Origin of the sequence: Thiocapsa rosea (assembly GCF_003634315.1) — a bacterium.
Lineage (GTDB): Bacteria > Pseudomonadota > Gammaproteobacteria > Chromatiales > Chromatiaceae > Thiocapsa > Thiocapsa rosea.
In genome coordinates, this window is the sequence record NZ_RBXL01000001.1 from 2485992 (window position 1) to 2504071 (window position 18080).

The following is an 18080-nucleotide window of genomic DNA, read 5'->3' on the forward strand; positions in this document are numbered from 1 at the left end:
TCGGCAAGTGTGCCAGCTTTGGGACCGATCTTGAATCCCAACCCGGCACAGGCCGTCGAACTCACTCGAAAATCAGTATCTCGCTCTGGACGCGGTTTAGGTTGCATGAATGGGTATGAAGATCTGCGTCAGGATCTCGTTCTCGTGCCCGACCGAGCGCGGATCTTCCGCATAGACCTCGAGCGACGGCCGTGAGGGATCCTGCTTGATCCGGCACATCCGTAGGTGCGCCATCAGGCTGTGCCAGGTGGATTCCAGGAAATCGTAACTGCCCCGCAGCTCGGTCAGAAAGTAGCGCCCGCCGGGGAATTCCTTGACGACGAGTTCGCCCGGGGCGGCTCCGTCCGGGATCGGCATTGCGAGATCGCAGACGAAGAGGCCCGCCTTGGCATCGACCTTGTGATACACGGTGAAGGGCGCCCCTGCGGGCGTAATCCCGAGATCCTCGAGCTGTGCCGCCAAACTCGGGAAACCCTCCTCCATGGCCGCGACCATGGCCTCCATGCTGCCGCTGAAGGGGATGGTGACGGCCTTTCGAGGCGCACGCTCGCAGGGGCCGACGAACCGAATCTCGGGATGCGATGCGCTCGGGTCCAAATAACCGTTCAGCAGCGCGAGACCCAGCTCGTAATCCTTGGCGATGGCATGGGACATTGTCGGCACCATGAATCGCAGCCCGAAGGGCATCCGCCCCTGCATGCCCCAGGTGACCAGGGTGCAGCCATCCTGTTCCTTGAACTCCCACCAGACATCACACCGGGCCTTGAAGGGGCGCCTGAAGACGAGGCGTTGATCGATTCGATCCGGCGCTTGGAAGCGCATCTGCGTGAGGGAGCCGGCGCCGATGTGCTTGCCGTCCCAGCGAGAAGACCCGCCCTCATGGTCTGGCGCGTCGCTGAAGGTCAGCTCGGCTTCGGGCTCATGCAGGAGCCAAGGACTCCAAGCCTTCCAGCTGCCGAGATCACGGACCGCGTCGAACAGCCTCTGCCGGTCGACCATCATCAACCGGGAGCGTTCTACAGCAAAGGTCGCGGGCAGTGTTGCGAGATGGACGATCACCGCCGCGATGATGATCAGCGGCGGCAAGAGAAGCAGGTAGAGCATGATGGTCCTCCGGCTGAGGCATGTGAGTCCCCGATGGGCGCCCTATCGACGCAGGAACCGCAACCCGGCGGTGGCGAGCAAAACCTCGCGCAGGAAAAAGACCAGTGCGGCGATGAACGCGAGCATCGCGGCAATGAAGACGAGTGCCACCAAGACGGCCGCGTCGAAGGTCAGAAAGGCGCCGAGGAAGAGGATCGCAATCACTGCCGAGACCAGCAAGGCGGTGATGGTGCACAGTCCGATCGAGAGTCCGATCAGCTTGGCGCGACGCGACAAGAGTTTTAGCTCGGGTTCCGGATCCGTGGCATCGTCGAGATGTGCCGTGGCCTCTGCTTCAACCCGCCGAGCTCGATCTACGATGCGCGAAAGACGATTCGTCATCACCGCGAGCATGGCGCCGATGCCCGAAAGCAGAAATACAGGCGCAACCGCGAGTTGGATGATCTGCGCGATGTCGGTGATGGGGGATTCCTGAATCACGTCGATCCTCGGTCGAGCGTTAAACCGCGCCCGGTGCGGTATGCAACATGTGTCGAGTGGCTTGGCTGCGCCAGCTCCGATGGCTGTCGGAGCTGGCGCGGTTTAGGGTGTTAATAAAAATGACGTTTCAAATCGCGTCTCACCGAGAGCGAGGACACCCCCAAAGCCAAACGTGAAATGTAAATGACGCATGTTGCTCTGGACGTGATTTAGGTGGTCGACAGCGGGGTCGAATCGGCGCCTACCAGCAGGGCTGGGGAGCAGTGCCTTATCGCTTGCGATTCACGAACGTCTTCAGCCGCTGGCGATGCTTGATCTGGCTTGGCGTGAGCGTGTTGCGACGACCCGCGAAGGGGTTGGTGCCGCTTTTGAACTCGATCCGCAAGGGGGTGCCGAGGAGCTTGAGCTCGCGCCTGAAGCGATTGATCAGATAGCGCCGGTAGGTGTCCGGGACCGACTCGGTCTGGTTGCCGTGGATGATGATGATAGGCGGGTTGCGTCCGCCCTGGTGGGCATAGCGCAGCTTGATGCGTCGTCCATGCACCAAGGGCGGTTGATGCTCCTGAACGGCGTCCTCGAGCAGTCGCGTCAGCTCGGGTGTCGAGAGGTTGCGTGTGGCGTTGGCGTAGGCCTTCTCGACCTCGTCGAGCAGCAGGCCGACACCGCTGCCATGCAGGGCGGAGACCAGGTGCATCTTGGCGAAGTCCAGGAAGGCGAGCTTGCGCGCGAATTGGGTTTTGATCTGCTCGCGTTGGTCGGGAGCCAGCCCGTCCCATTTGTTGATCGCGACCACGAGTGCCCGTCCGCGCTCGATGATGTGACCCGCGAGCGTGGCGTCCTGCTCGCCCACACCCTCGTGGGCATCGAGCACCAGGATGACGACATTGGCCGCATCGATCGCCTGGAGTGTCTTGATGACACTGAACTTCTCGATCACGTCGTCGATCCGGGCGCGTCGGCGCATGCCCGCGGTGTCGATCAGGGTGTAATGGCGACCCTGTTGCTCGAAGGGGACGAAGATGCTGTCGCGGGTGGTGCCCGGGCTGTCGAAGGTGACCAGCCGGTCGTCGCCGAGGATGCGGTTGATGAGTGTCGATTTGCCCGCGTTCGGGCGCCCGACGATCGCGACTCGGATACCTTCCTCGGTCGGCGCGGCGCCGAGGCCCTCCTCGTCGGTCGCCGGGAAGCCGGCGAAGACCGCGTCGATGAGGTCCTGCACGCCGCGGCCATGGGTGGCCGAGACCGCCATCGGCTCGCCGAGACCGAGTCGGTGGAAGTCCGCGGTGGCCAACACCGGGTCCATGGTGTCGCTCTTGTTGACCACCAGGCTCACCGGCTTGCCCATGCGGCGAAGCCGTGCGGCGATCTCGATGTCGCCCGGGGTGCAGCCGTCGCGCGCGTCGACAAGGAAGAGCAGATGATCGGCCTCGTCGATCGCGAGCTGGACCTGGCGCTCCATCAGGGCCTCGACCCCGTCGACGGCCTGGCTGATGCCGCCGGTGTCGACGATGACGTAGCGGCTCGGCCCCACGACGCCGATCCCGTACTGGCGATCGCGGGTCAGGCCGGGAAAGTCCGCAACCAGCGCATCCCGCGTGTGCGTCAGGCGATTAAAGAGCGTCGACTTGCCCACGTTGGGCCGGCCGAGCAGGGTAATGACGGGCAGCATGCCGTTCAGGGGCTGGACTCCGGTGGTGCGGATCCCGGCGAATCGGCCGGTGCGGTGTCGACGTCGCGCGAGGCGGCGCCTGCGTCGGCGGGCGCGCTGCCGCGCAGGCCCAACGTGGCTGCGGGCGCACCGCCGATACTCAATGCAGCCAGGGTGCCGTCGTCGGCGTAGACATAGAGACGGTTGCCGACGACCAAGGGCCGTGCCGTAATTGCGCCTTTCCCCGTGATGCGGGTGCGCCCGACCAGACGGCCGTCGGTGCGTGTGAGCAGATGGACATAGCCGTCCAGGTCGCCGACCGCGATCAGATTGCCCACCAACGCGGGAGCGGTCACCTGACGGTAGCGCAGACCTTCTTGGCGCCAGCGTCCGGCGCCGTCGCTCGGGTCCGCGCCCCAGATCTGATCGCTCGAGTCGGTGACGAAGAGGTCGGACGCATCGGCGGCCAGCCCGGCATGTGCAGAGAGTTCGCGTCGCCAGATGACGGTGCCGGTCGTAATGTCGACGGCGGCCAGATCGCCGTTGTAGGAGCCCACGAAGGCAATGGTCCCGATCACGACCGGATCGGCATCGATGTCGGCGATGCGCGAAAGCTCGGAGCGCCCGCTCGGGCGGGTGATGGCGACCTCCCAGAGCGGGGTGCCGTCGGCCGGGTCGAGGTTCACGAGCTTGCCGCCCGAGAGTCCGACAAGGATCCCGGCGGATGTGATGACCGGACTGCTGCTGCCGCGCAAGGTGAGCACGGGGGCCGGATAGTTGACACGCCATTGCTGGGCGCCGGTGTTGGCGTCGATCCCGTAGACGCTGTCGTCCAGGGTGTGGACGATCACTTGGGCCGTGTCGGTCAGGCGCGGGACAGAGAGGACCTCGCTTCCGAGCTGCGTGCGCCAGAGTTCCTTACCGTCGCTGCTCGAGAACGCGAGGAGCTCGCCTCGGCTGGTGCCGATGACCAAACGGTCGCCCTTCACGTCGGGTCCGCCGCTGAACTGCAGGTCCGTGTCACGCTCCCAGAGGACGCGTCCGCTGTCCGCGGCAACGGCGACCAACCGACCGCGTGAATCGGCGACATAGAGTCGGTCTGCAGCGACCATCGGAACCAAGTAGAGCCGACGTCCGGCCGTGCCGCGCGTCACCCGCGCCGACCAGAGGGTCGTCAATCCGGCCGTCTGCACGATCTCGGTGAGCTTGGTCGGAGGCGTGGGGTCCTTGTCCGCGCCGAGCCAGGGGAACATCCCGCAACCGCTCAGCAGGCCGGCGAGCAGCATTACCCCGAGTCGGGCGGCGCCCGCTTTCGATTGCGTGACCATAGACGGCTCTCCGACCACTATCCGGCGGCGGGAAGGTTGTCGAGCTTGAGACGGATCAACTGCGAGAACCCGGTCCCTTCGGCGATCGCCTGCTCGTAGGCCGCGCGTGCCGCGACCGTATCCCCGCGTGCCGCTGCGATGTCGCCCCGCACTGCAGCGAAGTCGCCGGCGAATTCGGGACTGCTGTCGTGATCCGCAACGGTCTTGGCCGCCTCGTCCAAGCGGCCTTCCGCAACCTGGATCCGCGCCAGGCGAAGCGCCGCGATGCGGGCCAACGCCGGATCCGGAGCAGCGGCGATCACGCCCGTCAAGGCGGTCATGGCGGCCTCGGCTTGGCCGGACTCGTAAAGCGCCTTCGCCTCGGCCAGCGAGCCGAGTGCCGCGTAGGGCGTCGAGGCAAACTCGTCGTTGAGCATGCGCACCTGGGTCACGACCGCCTCGGTTTGACCGGTCGCGGCGTTTGCGAGCACCTGATCGAAGACCGCAGAACCCTGACCGGCGACGCTGTCGCGATAATCGCCCCAGTAGCGCCAGCCGACGATGGCGCCCAGTCCGATGGCGATGCCCATGATGATCGCCACGCCGTTCTCTTTCCACCAGGTCTTGATGGCTTCGACTTTTTCGTCGTCGGTCTCGTAACTCACTTCGCTCTCCGTGGTGACATGGATTCCCGTGCGGCTTGGCCGGCGTCTTCGCCCGCCGCCGTCAACCCGGGGTCTCGATCTCTCGGGCCAGGACATCGACCAAATCGTCGAACCCCAGCTCTTGCTGGCCGCTTTGGTCCCGCAAGGGTTTGACGCCGACGATGCCCTGCGCCAGCTCCGACTCGCCGAGGATAAGCGCGAAGGCTGCACCGCTCTTGTCGGCCTTCTTGAACTGGCTCTTGAAGCTGCCGCCGCCGCAGTGGGCCATGAGTCGCAGACGGGGCAGGGCATCGCGCAGACGCTCGGCCATGATCGGGGCCTCGAGCTGGGCCTGATCGCCGACCGCGACCAGGTAGGCATGCACCGCAGGCTCGCCCGCGTGCCCCGCAAGCGCGAGCAGCTCGACCAAGCGCTCGAGGCCCAAGGCGAACCCGACAGCCGGCGTTGGGCGGCCACCGAGCTGCTCGACCAATCCGTCGTAGCGGCCGCCCGCGCAGACGGTGCCTTGGGCACCCAGATCCTCGGTGATCCACTCGAAGACGGTCCGGTTGTAATAGTCCAGACCCCGCACCAACCGTGGATTGATGCGATAGGGGATGCCCGCCTGGTCGAGACCGTGGCGGATGCTGTGTAGATGCGCCAGGCTCTCCTCGCCGAGGTGGTCCATCAGGGTCGGCGCATCGGCGACGACCTTCTGTGTCTCCGGGTGTTTGGAGTCCAGGACCCGCAGGGGGTTGGTGTGCAGGCGCCGCAGACTCTCGGCATCCAGATGCGCGTGACGCGCCTCGAGATAGGTCACCAACTGCTCGCGATACAGCCGACGCTCTTCGGGGTCGCCGAGACTGTTGATCTCCAAGCGCAAGCCCTTCAGCCCGAGCGCGCGCCACAGACGCGCGGTGAGCAGGATCAGCTCGAGATCGATATCCGGACCCGCAAGGCCGAAGACCTCTGCGCCGATCTGATTGAACTGTCGATAGCGCCCGCGCTGCGGCCGCTCGTGGCGAAACATCGGGCCACGATACCAAAGCCGCTGGGGCACGACGAGCAGCCCGTGCTCGATCGCAGCGCGCACGCAGCTCGCGGTTCCCTCCGGGCGCAGACTCAGGCTGTCGCCGTTGCGATCCTCGAAGCTGTACATCTCCTTCTCGACGATGTCGGTGACCTCGCCGATGGAGCGTTTGAACAGATCCGTGACCTCGAGGATCGGCGTGCGGATCTCGGCATAGCCGTAGCTCGCAAGGATGCTGCGAGCGGTGTCCTCGATGCGATGCCAGGTGGCGACGGCCTCGGGCAGGATGTCGTGCATCCCGCGGATGGCCTGGATGTATTTACTCATGTTCGACGGCTCGATGTCTGCTGACGACGCTCGGATGGGTTCGGCCTGAGCGCACCGTCACTCCGGCGATGCGGGGTCGAACGAGAAGCGCGCCACGTTGCCGCGCGAACGACCTTCCAGATCGAAGGGCTTGCCGTCGACCGTCATGCTGCTGTTGTTGACCCGCCCGACGGTGAACCGGAAAGGCGCTTGCCCCGTGACTTCGCGTCGATCCCCGGCCTTCATCTCGCCGACGATGAGTCGTTGTCCGGAGGCATCGCGGACCTCGAGCCAGGAGGGGCCGGTAAACTCGAGGACGATGCCCTTCGACGCCGTTGCCGCGGGCTCGGAGGCGGGTGTCGGGGTGTCGACATCGGGCGTTGCGACCGTTTGGATCGGCGCGCTCGTGCCCTCGGTGACCGGGTCGGCTGTCGGCTCGGGTATGGAGGCGGGGTCGGCCTCGGAACGCTCGGCGACCGACGGCGCGGGTGGCTCGGGCGTCTGCGGTGTTGCGAAGCCATCCGTTGGGGTCGATTCTATCGTCTCTCCGGGTGTCTGCTCGGCGATCTCCGGGACCACCGTATCGACGCCCTCGGCCTCGATCGCCAGCGGATCCGGGTCTGACGTGTCGAGGCCGAGTTCCGGGGAGAACTCGGGGCGATCGTGCCACCATAGAGCAATCATCGCGACGACCGCCGCGGCCAAGGCGAGGCTGACGAGGCGCACCAGGATGCGGGTGCCGCCCGAATCGCGGTCCGATCCGGGGATCGGGCGGGTCGGCTCGATGTTCTTCGGTGTCCCGGGGTGGGCCTGATAGGCGGCAACCAGCGGCATCGGGTCAAGACCGAGCGCGCGCGCATAGTTGCGCAGATAGCCGGTGATGAAGACCGGATCGGGCAAGAGGTCGAAGCGGTCCTGCTCGAGCGCCTCGATGATCTCGGGCTTGAGGTGCAGTTGCGAGGCGATCCGCTCGATCGCCAGGCCACGCGATTGGCGTTGCACCCGCAGGCGTCGCCCCGGGCTATCGCCGAACTCGACCACGTTCTGGTCGTTCGGGTCGGTCGATTGTGTCAGGTTTGTCACTCTTGAGGTCCCTACAGATCACGGGTCGCGGGTACATGCGGGAAGTTCGCCCGCAATGCATTCTCGTACTCGGCTGCGCGGGCTCGGTTGCCGAGCGCACGTTCGGTTGTCACCCCCGCGACGAGTGCGGCGTGGGCGGTCGCCGGGGTTCGCAAGGTCGTCGGCTCGAAATAGCGATCCAGATAGGTCTTTGCGCCTTGGGCGTTGCCGCGCTTGAGCTCGCTCTCCGCGAGCTTGACCAAGGCCGGGCCGAAGCCGGGGTTGGCTGCCACGGCAGCGCGATAGTAGCTCTCCGCCTTGACCGCATCACCGGCGCTGCCCGCACAGGTGCCCGCGTTGGTCATCGCGACCCAGGGCGTTGCATAGAGCGGATTGTCCAACGCCTTCTTGAAGTAGACGTCCGCCTCGGTATAGCGCTTTTGTCGACACTGATAGGCACCGAACGCATAGAGAACATCGGAGTTGTTGGGCGCGAGCTTCAGGGCGCGCTCGTAATGCGTGGCTGCGAGGTCGGGCTTGCCCATCTCTTCGTACATGAAGGCGAGCCACACGTGGGCTTTGGGATAATTCCTGTCGGCCTCGATCGCCTGTTGGGCGCGACGGAAGGCGACCTCGGTCTGGCCGCGGGTGTAGTACTCCTCGGCCATCTCCACGTAGAGCGACGCCGGGCTGTCCTGCGGATCGAGCCCGAGCGGATCGTTCCCCTGTGTTGTCTTGCTCGCGCAGCCGACCAAGCCGAGACAGAGTGCGGTCGGCACCAGAACCCCGGGGCTCAGGAGTCGGCCGGCGAGATGACCCCTCATGGTGTCGCCGCCCTCCCGGTCCGGATCCTGCCGTCAGGCGCCATCTCCGCCGGAATCGCGACCGCGACGCGCCCGAGCCGGCGGGTGCGATCCTCGACCCGACCGACGAGCTGTCCGCACGCGGCGGCGATCTCGTCGCCGCGCGTCTTGCGGGTCATGGTGAAGATGCCGGCGCCGGCGAGGCGCGCGCGAAACGCCTCGATGCGCTCGGGCGGCGAGGTGCCGTACTGGTTGCCGGGGAAGGGGTTGAAGGGGATCAGGTTAACCTTCGACGGGATCCCCTCGAGCAGGCGGATCATCTGCTTGGCATGCGCGAGGCTGTCGTTGATGCCGTCGAGCATCACGTATTCCCAGGTGATGCGGCGGCGCTTGTCGGTGCCCACGTACGCCTTGCAGGCCGGCAGCAGCTCGGCGAGCGGGTACTTGCGGTTGATCGGCACGAGTTGGTCGCGCAGGGCATCGTTGGGCGCATGCAGCGAGACGGCCAGCGAGACGTCGCTCACCTCGCGCAGCCGGTAGATGTTCGGGACGATACCCGAGGTGCTGAGTGTGAGGCGCGTTTTGGCGATCATGTAGGCGAAATCGTCCTGCATGATGTCCATCGCCTTGACCACCGCGTCGAAGTTGGCGAGTGGCTCGCCCATGCCCATCATGACCACGTTGGACGGTGCCGACCCCATCTGCCGGGTGGCATGCCAGATCTGCCCGGCGATCTCTCCGACCGTCAGGTTGCGGTTGAACCCCTGGGTGGCGGTCGCGCAAAAGGAGCAGTTGAGCGCGCAACCCACCTGCGAGGAGACGCAGATGGTCGTGCGGCGCCCCTCCGGGATGAAGACGGTCTCGATGCGCTGGCCGTCTTCGAGCTCCATGATCCACTTGATGGTTCCGTCCGCCGAGGGCTGATCGTGGATGATGCGCGGCAGGCGGATCTCGACGGTCTCGCGCAGCGCGTCGCGCAACCCCCTGGACAGATCCGTCATGGCGTCGTAATCGACAACGCCGTGCTTGTGGATCCATTTGAAGAGGCTGCGTCCATGAAACGCCTTGAAGCCGAGCCCGAGCACCAGTCTCTCGCAGTCGGCAAGATTCAGGTCGAGGAGGTTGGGCTTGAGCTCGGTGTTGGTCACGGGATTCTCAGCGGGTGCGCGGGCAGACGCCTTCCGGGAAAAAGAAGGCGATCTCCACGGCCGCGGTATCCGCAGCATCCGAGCCGTGCGCCGCGTTTTCGGTGAAGGAATCGGCAAAGTCCGCGCGGATGGTGCCCGGCGCGGCATTGGCCGGATTGGTGGCGCCCATGATGTCGCGGTTCTTCGCCACGGCGTCTTCGCCTTCGAGCACCTGGACCATCACCGGACCGGAGGTCATGAACGCGACCAGCTCATCGAAGAAGGGCTTGCCCTGGTGGATCCCGTAGAAGGCCGATGCCTGCTCCTTGCTCATATGGAGCATCCGCGCAGCGACGATGCGCAACCCGGCGGCTTCGAAACGGCCCAGGATGGCGCCGATGGCGTTCTTCGCCACCGCGTTGGGCTTGATGATGGATAGCGTCTGCTCAATGGCCATGATGGTTCCAAATAGAGGATGCGGAAAGAGGTTGGGTCGGATCGCCGGAATCGCGAGTTGGGGTTCTCCGGGCTATGTGCCCGTCGGCTCGTCGCGCGGCCCGTCCCCGTCGGAGACTTGAGTGGATTGCAAAGTCTACCGATCGCGAACGCCGCGAGCAACGCCGGCTAAGCCGTGTCCGGCGTGAACGGCGCCGTCGCGCATCGACGAGAGCGGATGCGGACTTGGACCGGCCGGGCGGTTGGGCGGATAATCGGCCGACATCCATCTGCCCGCAAACGGTTTTCCAGATGAGTCATTACGATGTCTTCAACGGCGACGCCGACGGTCTCTGTGCCCTGCAGCAACTGCGCTTGGCCGAGCCGATCGAGAGCATCCTGGTCACCGGTGTGAAACGCGACATCGCCCTGCTCGAGCGGGTCGATGCGGTCGATGGCGATCAGGTCACCGCGCTGGATATCTCGTTCGACAAGAATCGCGGCGCGGTCGAGCGTTTGCTGGAGCAGGGTGCGCGCATCCGCTATTTCGATCACCACTTCGCCGGCGAGATCCCGGCCCACCCGGCGCTCGATGTCCACATCGAGACGCTGCCCGACAAGGGGACCAGTCTTCTTGTCGATGACTATCTTCGGGGCTCGCAACGCGCATGGGCCGTGGTGGGGACCTTCGGGGACAACTTCGATGCGTCCGCCCGTCGGGCCGCCGAGCCTCTGGATCTGACCGAAGGGGAGCTCGACCTGCTGCACGATCTCGGTATCTATCTCAATTACAACGGTTATGGCGAGACCGTCGACGACCTCTTGTTTGCCCCGGATGCGCTTTTCCGCAGCTTGCAGCCCTATGCCGATCCCTTGGCCTTTATCGTCGAGGATCCGGCGTTCGCCGCCCTGCGCGACGGTTATGCCGACGACATGGCCCGTGCGCGCGCCGTCGCACCCGCGTACGAGAGCGAGGGGCACCGTCTCTTCATCTTGCCGGCCGAGCCCTGGGCGCGCCGTGCCAGCGGCGTTTTCGCCAACGAGCTGGCCCAACTGGCACCCGAGCAAGCGCACGCCATGTTGACTCGGCTGCCCGCGGGAGGGTTTCTCGTCAGTGTCCGTGCGCCGCTGGCGCGTCCCGACGGGGCGGATGTGCTGTGTCGAGGGTTTCCGAGCGGTGGAGGGCGCAAGGCGGCGGCCGGGATCAACCTGCTGCCCGAGGCCGAGTACGACACCTTCCTGGAGCGGTTCCGCGCCGCGTTCGGATAGCGAAAACCGCGCCCGGTGCGGTATGCGTAATTTGCTGGAATGGCTTGGCCGCGCCGGCTCCGACGACTGCCGGAGCTGGCGCGGTTTAAAGTTTAAAGTTTTGAAAAAACTAAATTCTAAACCGCGTCGCACCGAGATTGAGGATATCTCCAAAGCCAAACGCAACGTGAAAACGACGCATATCGCTCTGGACGCGGTTTAGTCCTATTCGACGTCGGCGATGAAGTACCCGACATCCTCGAGCAGGTGCGTCATCTCCCGATCACGCGACTGCTCTTCCTGCACCCGCAGGTCCACCGACTCGACGTTGAGATTCTGCCACCGCAGTGCTGCCGTGTCGTCGCCATGGGTCGTCTGCATGTCGGCGACGAGCACCGGGGGCCGCACGAAGGCCGTTTGGTAGACGAGGTTGTGCGCCTCGTGGTTGACCATGCGTCCGGTACGCCCGACCTCGTATCGCATCCCGTCGACGACACCCGAGGATGCCTCCCAGGCGATAAAGTCGATGCGTTCGGGCAGATGCTGTTGCGCGTTGGCCTCTTGCTCGCGCAGCCCGACGTCGAAGCCGTCGGTCTCGATGGCGTGCAGCCGCGCCGTGACCGCGTCGCTCTCGTTGAAGCTGGCGACGGTCGCGAAGACGACCGGAGCGTCCTCGAAGGGGGCACTGAAGAGATGGCGTTGGAATGCCTGCGTCGTGCCCGTGACCAGCGAATCGGCCTCGACCCACACCCCGTCGGGGAGCTGATGGCGTCCGCGCTCCATCACGAGATAGGAAACGGTCTCCAAGTCATGCGCGCCGTCGAGATAGTCCCACTCCTGCACGCGAATCGAGAAACCCGCGGGGTCGATCGCATCGACCCGGATGATCGCCGGCTCGGGGTCGTAGCTGCTCAACGCCTTGACCACGACGACCGGGTCCTTGAACGCGCGCTGCAGCTCGACACGCTGCCATTCCTGATTGATCTCCACCTCGCCGATCTCGATGGCCGGGCCGGTTGCCGCGACCGCGTCGGCAGACGTGGTCGGGGGGGATTGGGTGCCGGTGTTTGCGGTTGAGGTGGTCTGCGCCTCGGCCATGGCCTTGATCGAAGATGTTGCTGTTGTTGCACTGTTCCGCAGGGTTGCTGCCTGGATGGAGACGTTGCCGCCGCTGATGGCCTGGGTGTAGCGCACGATCAAGGTCTGGGCTGCACTGGCGGCTCGATAGTTCAGAACGAGGCGCCGATCGAACGTAGCTTTGAGATTCTCGACCGTCGCCGCGTACACCGGTGCGCTGTTGTCGCTGAGGCGTACCTCGATCCGCCCGCGCGTCTTGAAGCCGCCGAGGTAGAGGGTCAGGGTCCGTGCGTTCGTATCCGCCGGAACACGCAGCTCGTATCCCTTGTTTAGGCCGCTGATATAGAGACCCGCTCGCGTTGTTGCACTGGTTTTGGGCGTTCCGTTGGTCCAGCTGTACGCCAACCGGGATGTCGTGGTGAAGCGCAGCGGGCTCCCGCCGATCGCGGTTAAGGTGCCGATCCGGGTGGCTGCACTGGCCTTGCGGCTGACGCTGGTGGGCCTGTCGATGCCCCAATGGATCCAGTCGATCGCACCCTCTGCCGTGAGGTTTGCCGTGCCGCTCGGGGTGGTCAGTGTCGGCGTCAACTGCGCTGCCGTCGGAATGCTGACGTTCACCTCGTTGGAGAAGGCGCTGCAGAGCTTGCCGTCGCTCGTGCATGCACGCGTCGCGAAGAAATATTTCGAGCCGCCCGCCAAACCGGAGACGGTGGCCGACGCCGTTGTAACCTGGACCTTCGATTGATAGGTCTTGCTGGCAGTCCCGTAGTGCACCTCGTAGCGTGCTGCTCGGGTGTCGTTCACCGCATTCCACGCCAGTCGGACCTCGCCCGCGGCAGCCTGGGACAAACCGCTTGCCGATAACAACATGAGCAGCAGGAACATCTGCACGAACAGAATGAAACCGAGGTGGATGTCGGTCCGGGGGTGATCTTGAAGCGTCCGAGTGCGTAGCATGGCGTTCACCATTTCGGTACGAGTGACGGAACCTGTCCTCGGAATCACTCTGTCTCAGCATTGCCTGGGTGGGCTTTGAGGGCTCGGGCGCCGCATCGGATGGCGTGTTCCCGATCGAGTACATCGGCGGCGCCGGATCCCTTGTGCCGAGTTAACCCGTTGCGGCGAGACGGATCTGCGATGCAGTCAGCAGAACGCGTTTGGCGGGCGTGCCGTGGTCAGCGAAATGTGCGCTCGTTCACATGAGCGGCAGATGAACGCCTGCGCGCGACACCCGGGGTCTTGGAAAGCAGCGAGGGGCGTGCTCCAGGGGTCGTAGCGGCCATCATCCGGCGGGTGAGTTCTCGGACGACCGCAATCTTCAAGGCCGTCAAAGCCTTGCGTGAAACACGAAGCGGTCAACTGCCGGATCTAGGTTGAATGGTGCAGGATGGGGTTTGCGGGGTCGGATGAGAAAGGTTGGGGAGCAGCGCTGTGCGGTCGGTCGAGCGTCAGCGTCGCATGATCCGCCTGTCGATCGCGGCGCTCACCGGGCTTTCGGTGCGAAAGCCCTCGATGACCATGTCAGAGATCAGGCGACCGGTCATGACGGGCTTGGTCATCGCCTTGAGCATGTCGTAGCCGTCTCCGCCGGCCGCCAGAAAGTCGGAGGTCACCACCCGATAACGGCGGGTCGGATCGATGGGGATGTCGCCGATGGTGGCGCCTGCAAGCTGACCGTCTTCGATGATGTAGCGCAGCCCGGAGACCTGAAGAAAGCCACCGGGGTTGTCCAACGGGTTCAGTGCCGCACTGCGCTCCAGCGCGGCGAGCAGTCGGGCGCCGGTCAACTCGCCCAGGACCAGCTCGTTGCGGAAGGGGAAGGCTTGATAGATCGACTTAAGGGTGACGGCTCCGGCGGGGATGCTGGCGCGAAAGCCGCCGCCGTTGAACAGGGCGACATCCGCCAGGGTGATCTCGCGCGCCAAATCGGCCACGAAGTTGCCGAACGGGGCCTCCTCGCGGCGAATCAGCTCGCGCAAGGCGCTAAGCTCCCGGGTGTTGAACCCCACCTCCCTCCCCAGCTCCCGCTCGGCGTCCAGCGTGATCCGCCGGACCTCCTCCGCGATCTCCGGATCTTCCGGACTCGCGGTGTCGATGGGGATCAGTGCGTAGTCGGTCTGCGCCAAATATCCGTCGCGGCACTGGAAATCCATGCGTCCCAGCCAGCCGCCGCGCTCGCCGGCTTGGACGATGGGCACGTTTTCCACGAGCACCGGCTGTGCGTAGAGGTCGTGGTTGTGACCGCCTATGATCAGGTCGATCCCGGGCACGGATGCGGCCAACCGGCGGTCGTCGGCGATCCCCATGTGCGAGAGCACGACCACCAGGTCGGTTTTGTCGCGCAGCGCCGGCAGCAGGCGTCGGGCGACGGCGACCGGCTCCTCCACGCTGATGCCCTCGATGTTGCGCGGATGGGTCGCGGTGGTCAGCTCCGGTGTTGTGAGTCCCAGGACCGCGACCTTCGGTGCCCCCGGTCGTTCGATCACGACCGAAGCCAGCACCGGCAGGGGTTCCGGGTCGGACGCTACATTGGCGCTCAGGAAAGGGAATGCGGCTTCTTCGCTCAATCGGCGAAAGACCTCTTGCCCGTAATCCAGCTCGTGATTCCCCATGACGGCGGCGTCGACACCCATGCGCCCGAGCAGCATCACGTCGGGCACGCCCAGGAAGAGGCTCGAGGTCAGGGTTCCCTGAAGGAGATCGCCCGCGAATAGGAGAACGACCGGGCGGCTCGGGTCCTGCGCCCGAACCTCGGCGACGGTTGCGGCAAGGCGGGCGATGCCGCCGCGCTCGACTGCGTCGCGCGGGTCTTCGTAGGGCTCGAGCTGGCCGTGGAAGTCGTTGAAATGCAGCAGTGTCAGAGCGTCTCCCGCCTCACAAGCGGCCCGCCCAAAAGCCGCTGCCGGAAGAGCGACGAACACGAGACAAATCCAAAGGAAAACGGGCCATCCAGACTGCGACGGGCGATTCGCCGTGCCATCGGCGACGGGAAGGTACGGGGTCATCGCGTCGGCTAAGGAGACAGGGTGCGGGCTCATGGTGGTTAATCGGCATGCGGTGGGCTCGGAGCGGATCGCTTTGAATCAGCTGCTGATGCGACAGCTCTGAGCGGACCTTCGCCAGGATTTGTCTCGCGCGGACCGAAGATCGTCTCCATGGATCGATCCTGTCTTTATCGGCTCCGACAACGCGTCCAGACCGGTCGATGCCGGAGCCGAGAGATTATGTCGAAAGCGCGCGAGAGGTCCAACGGGATTGTCTGAGCGGCGCTTGAGTCGTGACCGTGCCGAGCCTCGTCAACGCAAGCGGTACGCGATCGGGACCACGATCTCCAGCCTGGACTGGCCCATGCTTGCCGGGATCGCGGGCATCGGGGACGCGCGCCTGAGCAGCTCCGAGGCGGCATGATCGAGCGCGGTATGGCCCGAGCTCGTCTCGATGCGATGCGAGATGACCCTTCCGTTGCGGTCGATGACGAAGCGGACCCTGACGATGCCTTCCTGGCGCATCTTCCGGGCTTGGGGAGGGTAGCGTTTGTGTCGCTCCAGCCAGGCTGCGAGCTCTGCGTAGTAACGGTCTTTGGACTTGCCCCCGTCCGCCTTTCCGGACGTCCCGCCGCCGCCCGCTCCGGCCGCCGAGGGGGAACCTGCGCCGCCAGCGCTCTGTCTGCCGATCGCTGTGCCGGCGGTGTCGCCCGATGCCGCCTTGGCTGCATTTGGTCGGGGCTTCGTGGGTTGCGGCTCCGTTTCGGCTGGCTGCTTGGGCTTGGGCGTGTCTCGAGCGGTCCGTGGCGGCGGTGTCTCGCGGCTTTTGACCGTCTCGGTCTTCGGCTTCGGAGTCACGGGTTCCGCGGCAGCGATCGGCCGAGGCGGTGCGGGCTCGGTGGCCCGGATGGTCTCGGTGGCCGTTGCCGACACGGCGGCGAGGGCGGCGCTGCTGACGGCCTGGAGCGCCGTCGGCTCCAAGGTCGCGGACGGCAGGGTGTCCGCCGCGATGGATTCGACCGCGCCGTCAGCGCCGTCGCCGCCGGCAGGCCCGGCCCCTCCGAGTGCGATGCGGATGCCGGGCGCGTCCAATTCGATCGGTGCAGGCGGCTCGAGCAGCTTCGCGAGTGCGAGATGGGCGGCGAGGGCGAAGAGGAGCGCGAGTACCCACTGATGGCGTCGAGGCTCGATCATTCCGGGGTCATTCCTCTCGCGCCAAGGTCAGGAGGTCGATGTCTTCGGCCCCGGCGGCGCGCAACCGCTCGAGCAGATCGACCAGGCGAAGCGCTTCGAGGGTCGCGTCCGCCTTGATCTGCAGGTGCGAAGTGCCGTCCGCGAGCCTTTCGGCGAGCTGCTCGACGAGGGTCGTCTCGTCGAGCAGCTCGCCGTCGAGGCTGATCTGTCCCGTTCGGTCGATCAGCAGGACCAACGGCGCTGCTCGTGCGCTCTGCAGGCTGTCCGAGCGAGGGGGATCCAGGGCGAGCGATTCGGTCGGGGCGAGTCGACCCGCCAACATGAAAAAGATCAACAGCAGAAAGACGACATTGATCAGCGGAATCAGATTGGCCTCGCTGTCGGCTGTCGGTTTGGAGCGTTTCAATCGCATGGGGGTTCAAAGGCGCAAGAGGGTCAGGTGTGTTGCCCCGGCGTCGCGCAGGAGGTCCAGCACGTCGACCAGACGTTGGAGGCTGACGCCGGGCGCGGGCTGGATCAGGATGCGCTGAGCCGGGTCTTCGCCGATCCGTGCGGCGACCCGTCCGGCGAGCTCGGCTGCGGCGATCGTCTCGGCATTGAGGTCCAGGCTCTCGGGCTGCACGCGCACCAGCCAAGAGCCGACCACCGGGGTTCCGGCGCTCGCCGAGGCCGGCGCGCCCATCTCGATCGCCTGCCAGTTGATCAGGCTGGAGGCCAGCATGAAAAAGACGAGCAGGATGAAGACTACGTCGATCAACGGGGTCAGGCCGATCAGCCGGCGACGCGGTGCGGGTACCTCAAACCGCATGCGGGATCCGAGGCGCGATAACCGGCTGATGCGTCGAAACGACCGGCTCGTCGAGCCGCAGTCCTCCGGTGAAGACACGGGTCACCTGATCCTCCAAGCGACGCGTCACGCCTTCGAGAAGACGCTCCAGCCAATTCAGCGCCACGACGGTCGGGATGGCGACCGACAGCCCCGCGGCCGTGGTCAGCAGGGCGACCCAGATCCCGCCGGAGAGCACCGATGGATCGACCTGATTGCCGGCCGCCTCGAGGGCGCGGAAGGCATCGATCATCCCGATCACGGTTCCCAGCAGACCCAGGAGCGGACTCAAGCTCGCGATCACCTCGAGCCCGCGCAGATAACTCCGCAAAGCCGTCAGCAGCCCCTGGGCACGTCGCTCGACCTCTTCGCGCAGCGCCGCCGGATCATTCGTGTGGAGGCTCCCGAGCATGGCGGTCCGAACCACTCCGGCGAGCGGGCTGCGTGCCTGCGCGAGCCGCTCCACGGCCTCGCCACATCGACCGGCCTGCCAGTCGTTCAGCGCGCTCTCGATGCGCTCGGAGCCGCCGTTTCTCAACCGGGCGAACTGCCAGAGCTTCATCAGGACGATGGTCAAGGCGAGGACCGACATCCCCGCCAGGATCAGCATCACCGGACCTCCGGCGTCGAGCAGGGCACGCAGCGGCTCGGGGATCGTGATCGCCATCGGCGACGGGACGATGATGCCGAACCAGGACTCCGCTGCCGTCGTCGGATCCGGCATGTCGGAAGCCGCGACGTTCAGCGAAGCGAGTGCGGCGGCAGTCTCGTTTTCAGGCATTTGGTTTCTCCACGGGGCTGGCCT

The 18080-nt window shown here is 65.5% G+C and carries 17 protein-coding genes; 1 reads left to right on the top strand and 16 read right to left on the bottom strand.

Annotated elements, in window-relative coordinates; all coding sequences use genetic code 11:
* Positions 1 to 96: 96 nt before the first annotated feature.
* The 10 genes from BDD21_RS10980 to ndk all read right to left on the bottom strand — a co-directional run bounded on the left by BDD21_RS10980 (position 97) and on the right by ndk (position 9968).
* Complete coding sequence (locus BDD21_RS10980; RefSeq protein WP_120797210.1) at positions 97 to 1104, bottom strand: SRPBCC family protein; 1008 nt, start codon at positions 1102 to 1104, stop codon at positions 97 to 99.
* A gap of 42 nt (positions 1105 to 1146) precedes the next feature.
* Complete coding sequence (locus BDD21_RS10985; RefSeq protein WP_120797211.1) at positions 1147 to 1584, bottom strand: DUF2721 domain-containing protein; 438 nt, start codon at positions 1582 to 1584, stop codon at positions 1147 to 1149.
* Positions 1585 to 1852: 268 nt separating this feature from the next.
* Positions 1853 to 3253, bottom strand: coding sequence for a ribosome biogenesis GTPase Der (gene der, locus BDD21_RS10990; protein WP_120797212.1), 1401 nt, complete (start codon positions 3251 to 3253; stop codon positions 1853 to 1855).
* Positions 3254 to 3258: 5 nt separating this feature from the next.
* A complete protein-coding gene (bamB, locus tag BDD21_RS10995) occupies positions 3259 to 4560 on the bottom strand; it encodes an outer membrane protein assembly factor BamB (protein WP_120797213.1) in 1302 nt (433 codons plus the stop codon).
* Between the two features lie 17 nt (positions 4561 to 4577).
* Positions 4578 to 5204, bottom strand: coding sequence for a YfgM family protein (locus BDD21_RS11000; RefSeq protein WP_120797214.1), 627 nt, complete (start codon positions 5202 to 5204; stop codon positions 4578 to 4580).
* A gap of 61 nt (positions 5205 to 5265) precedes the next feature.
* Complete coding sequence (hisS, locus tag BDD21_RS11005; RefSeq protein ID WP_120797215.1) at positions 5266 to 6540, bottom strand: histidine--tRNA ligase; 1275 nt, start codon at positions 6538 to 6540, stop codon at positions 5266 to 5268.
* A 57-nt stretch (positions 6541 to 6597) separates the two neighbouring features.
* Positions 6598 to 7602, bottom strand: coding sequence for a RodZ domain-containing protein (locus BDD21_RS11010; RefSeq protein ID WP_120797216.1), 1005 nt, complete (start codon positions 7600 to 7602; stop codon positions 6598 to 6600).
* An 11-nt stretch (positions 7603 to 7613) separates the two neighbouring features.
* Positions 7614 to 8405 carry a type IV pilus biogenesis/stability protein PilW gene (pilW, locus tag BDD21_RS11015; protein WP_120797217.1) on the bottom strand — a complete coding sequence of 264 codons (792 nt, stop codon included), beginning with the start codon at positions 8403 to 8405 and terminating at the stop codon, positions 7614 to 7616.
* Positions 8402 to 9532, bottom strand: coding sequence for a dual-specificity RNA methyltransferase RlmN (rlmN, locus tag BDD21_RS11020; RefSeq protein ID WP_120797218.1), 1131 nt, complete (start codon positions 9530 to 9532; stop codon positions 8402 to 8404). The genes pilW and rlmN overlap by 4 nt, the downstream gene beginning before the upstream one ends.
* 7 nt (positions 9533 to 9539) lie before the next feature.
* Positions 9540 to 9968, bottom strand: a complete 429-nt coding sequence (gene ndk, locus BDD21_RS11025; RefSeq protein WP_120797219.1) for a nucleoside-diphosphate kinase — start codon at positions 9966 to 9968, stop codon at positions 9540 to 9542.
* Positions 9969 to 10258: 290 nt separating this feature from the next.
* Between ndk and BDD21_RS11030 the strand changes: the two genes are divergently transcribed.
* The gene (locus BDD21_RS11030; protein ID WP_120799862.1) at positions 10259 to 11215 is read left to right on the top strand and encodes an acetyltransferase; all 957 of its coding nucleotides are present in this window, start codon (positions 10259 to 10261) and stop codon (positions 11213 to 11215) included.
* A gap of 204 nt (positions 11216 to 11419) precedes the next feature.
* Here BDD21_RS11030 and BDD21_RS11035 read toward each other — a convergent pair whose 3' ends face one another.
* The 6 genes from BDD21_RS11035 to BDD21_RS11060 form a co-directional block, all read right to left on the bottom strand.
* Positions 11420 to 13228: a phage tail protein gene (locus BDD21_RS11035; RefSeq protein WP_147431054.1), complete on the bottom strand. Its 1809-nt coding sequence runs from the start codon at positions 13226 to 13228 to the stop codon at positions 11420 to 11422.
* 491 nt (positions 13229 to 13719) lie between these two features.
* Entirely contained in the window at positions 13720 to 15192 is a 1473-nt protein-coding gene (locus BDD21_RS11040) for a bifunctional metallophosphatase/5'-nucleotidase (protein WP_245969530.1), read from the bottom strand.
* A gap of 375 nt (positions 15193 to 15567) precedes the next feature.
* Positions 15568 to 16449, bottom strand: a complete 882-nt coding sequence (locus BDD21_RS11045; RefSeq protein ID WP_120797221.1) for an energy transducer TonB — start codon at positions 16447 to 16449, stop codon at positions 15568 to 15570.
* Positions 16450 to 16456: 7 nt separating this feature from the next.
* Positions 16457 to 16861, bottom strand: coding sequence for an ExbD/TolR family protein (locus tag BDD21_RS11050; RefSeq protein ID WP_120797222.1), 405 nt, complete (start codon positions 16859 to 16861; stop codon positions 16457 to 16459).
* 6 nt (positions 16862 to 16867) lie between these two features.
* The gene (locus tag BDD21_RS11055; RefSeq protein WP_120797223.1) at positions 16868 to 17257 is read right to left on the bottom strand and encodes an ExbD/TolR family protein; all 390 of its coding nucleotides are present in this window, start codon (positions 17255 to 17257) and stop codon (positions 16868 to 16870) included.
* Entirely contained in the window at positions 17247 to 18056 is an 810-nt protein-coding gene (locus BDD21_RS11060; protein ID WP_120797224.1) for a MotA/TolQ/ExbB proton channel family protein, read from the bottom strand. The genes BDD21_RS11055 and BDD21_RS11060 overlap by 11 nt, the downstream gene beginning before the upstream one ends.
* Between the last annotated feature and the right edge of the window lie 24 nt (positions 18057 to 18080).

Coding starts and splice junctions, on each gene's coding strand:
- bamB (WP_120797213.1), bottom strand. CDS start 4,560: ATGGTCACGCAATCGAAAGCGGGCGCCGCCCGACTCGGGGTAATGCTG.
- pilW (WP_120797217.1), bottom strand. CDS start 8,405: ATGAGGGGTCATCTCGCCGGCCGACTCCTGAGCCCCGGGGTTCTGGTG.
- ndk (WP_120797219.1), bottom strand. CDS start 9,968: ATGGCCATTGAGCAGACGCTATCCATCATCAAGCCCAACGCGGTGGCG.
- BDD21_RS10980 (WP_120797210.1), bottom strand. CDS start 1,104: ATGCTCTACCTGCTTCTCTTGCCGCCGCTGATCATCATCGCGGCGGTG.
- BDD21_RS11055 (WP_120797223.1), bottom strand. CDS start 17,257: ATGCGGTTTGAGGTACCCGCACCGCGTCGCCGGCTGATCGGCCTGACC.
- BDD21_RS11045 (WP_120797221.1), bottom strand. CDS start 16,449: ATGATCGAGCCTCGACGCCATCAGTGGGTACTCGCGCTCCTCTTCGCC.
- BDD21_RS11030 (WP_120799862.1), top strand. CDS start 10,259: ATGAGTCATTACGATGTCTTCAACGGCGACGCCGACGGTCTCTGTGCC.
- BDD21_RS11050 (WP_120797222.1), bottom strand. CDS start 16,861: ATGCGATTGAAACGCTCCAAACCGACAGCCGACAGCGAGGCCAATCTG.
- BDD21_RS11035 (WP_147431054.1), bottom strand. CDS start 13,228: ATGCTACGCACTCGGACGCTTCAAGATCACCCCCGGACCGACATCCAC.
- BDD21_RS11060 (WP_120797224.1), bottom strand. CDS start 18,056: ATGCCTGAAAACGAGACTGCCGCCGCACTCGCTTCGCTGAACGTCGCG.
- der (WP_120797212.1), bottom strand. CDS start 3,253: ATGCTGCCCGTCATTACCCTGCTCGGCCGGCCCAACGTGGGCAAGTCG.
- hisS (WP_120797215.1), bottom strand. CDS start 6,540: ATGAGTAAATACATCCAGGCCATCCGCGGGATGCACGACATCCTGCCC.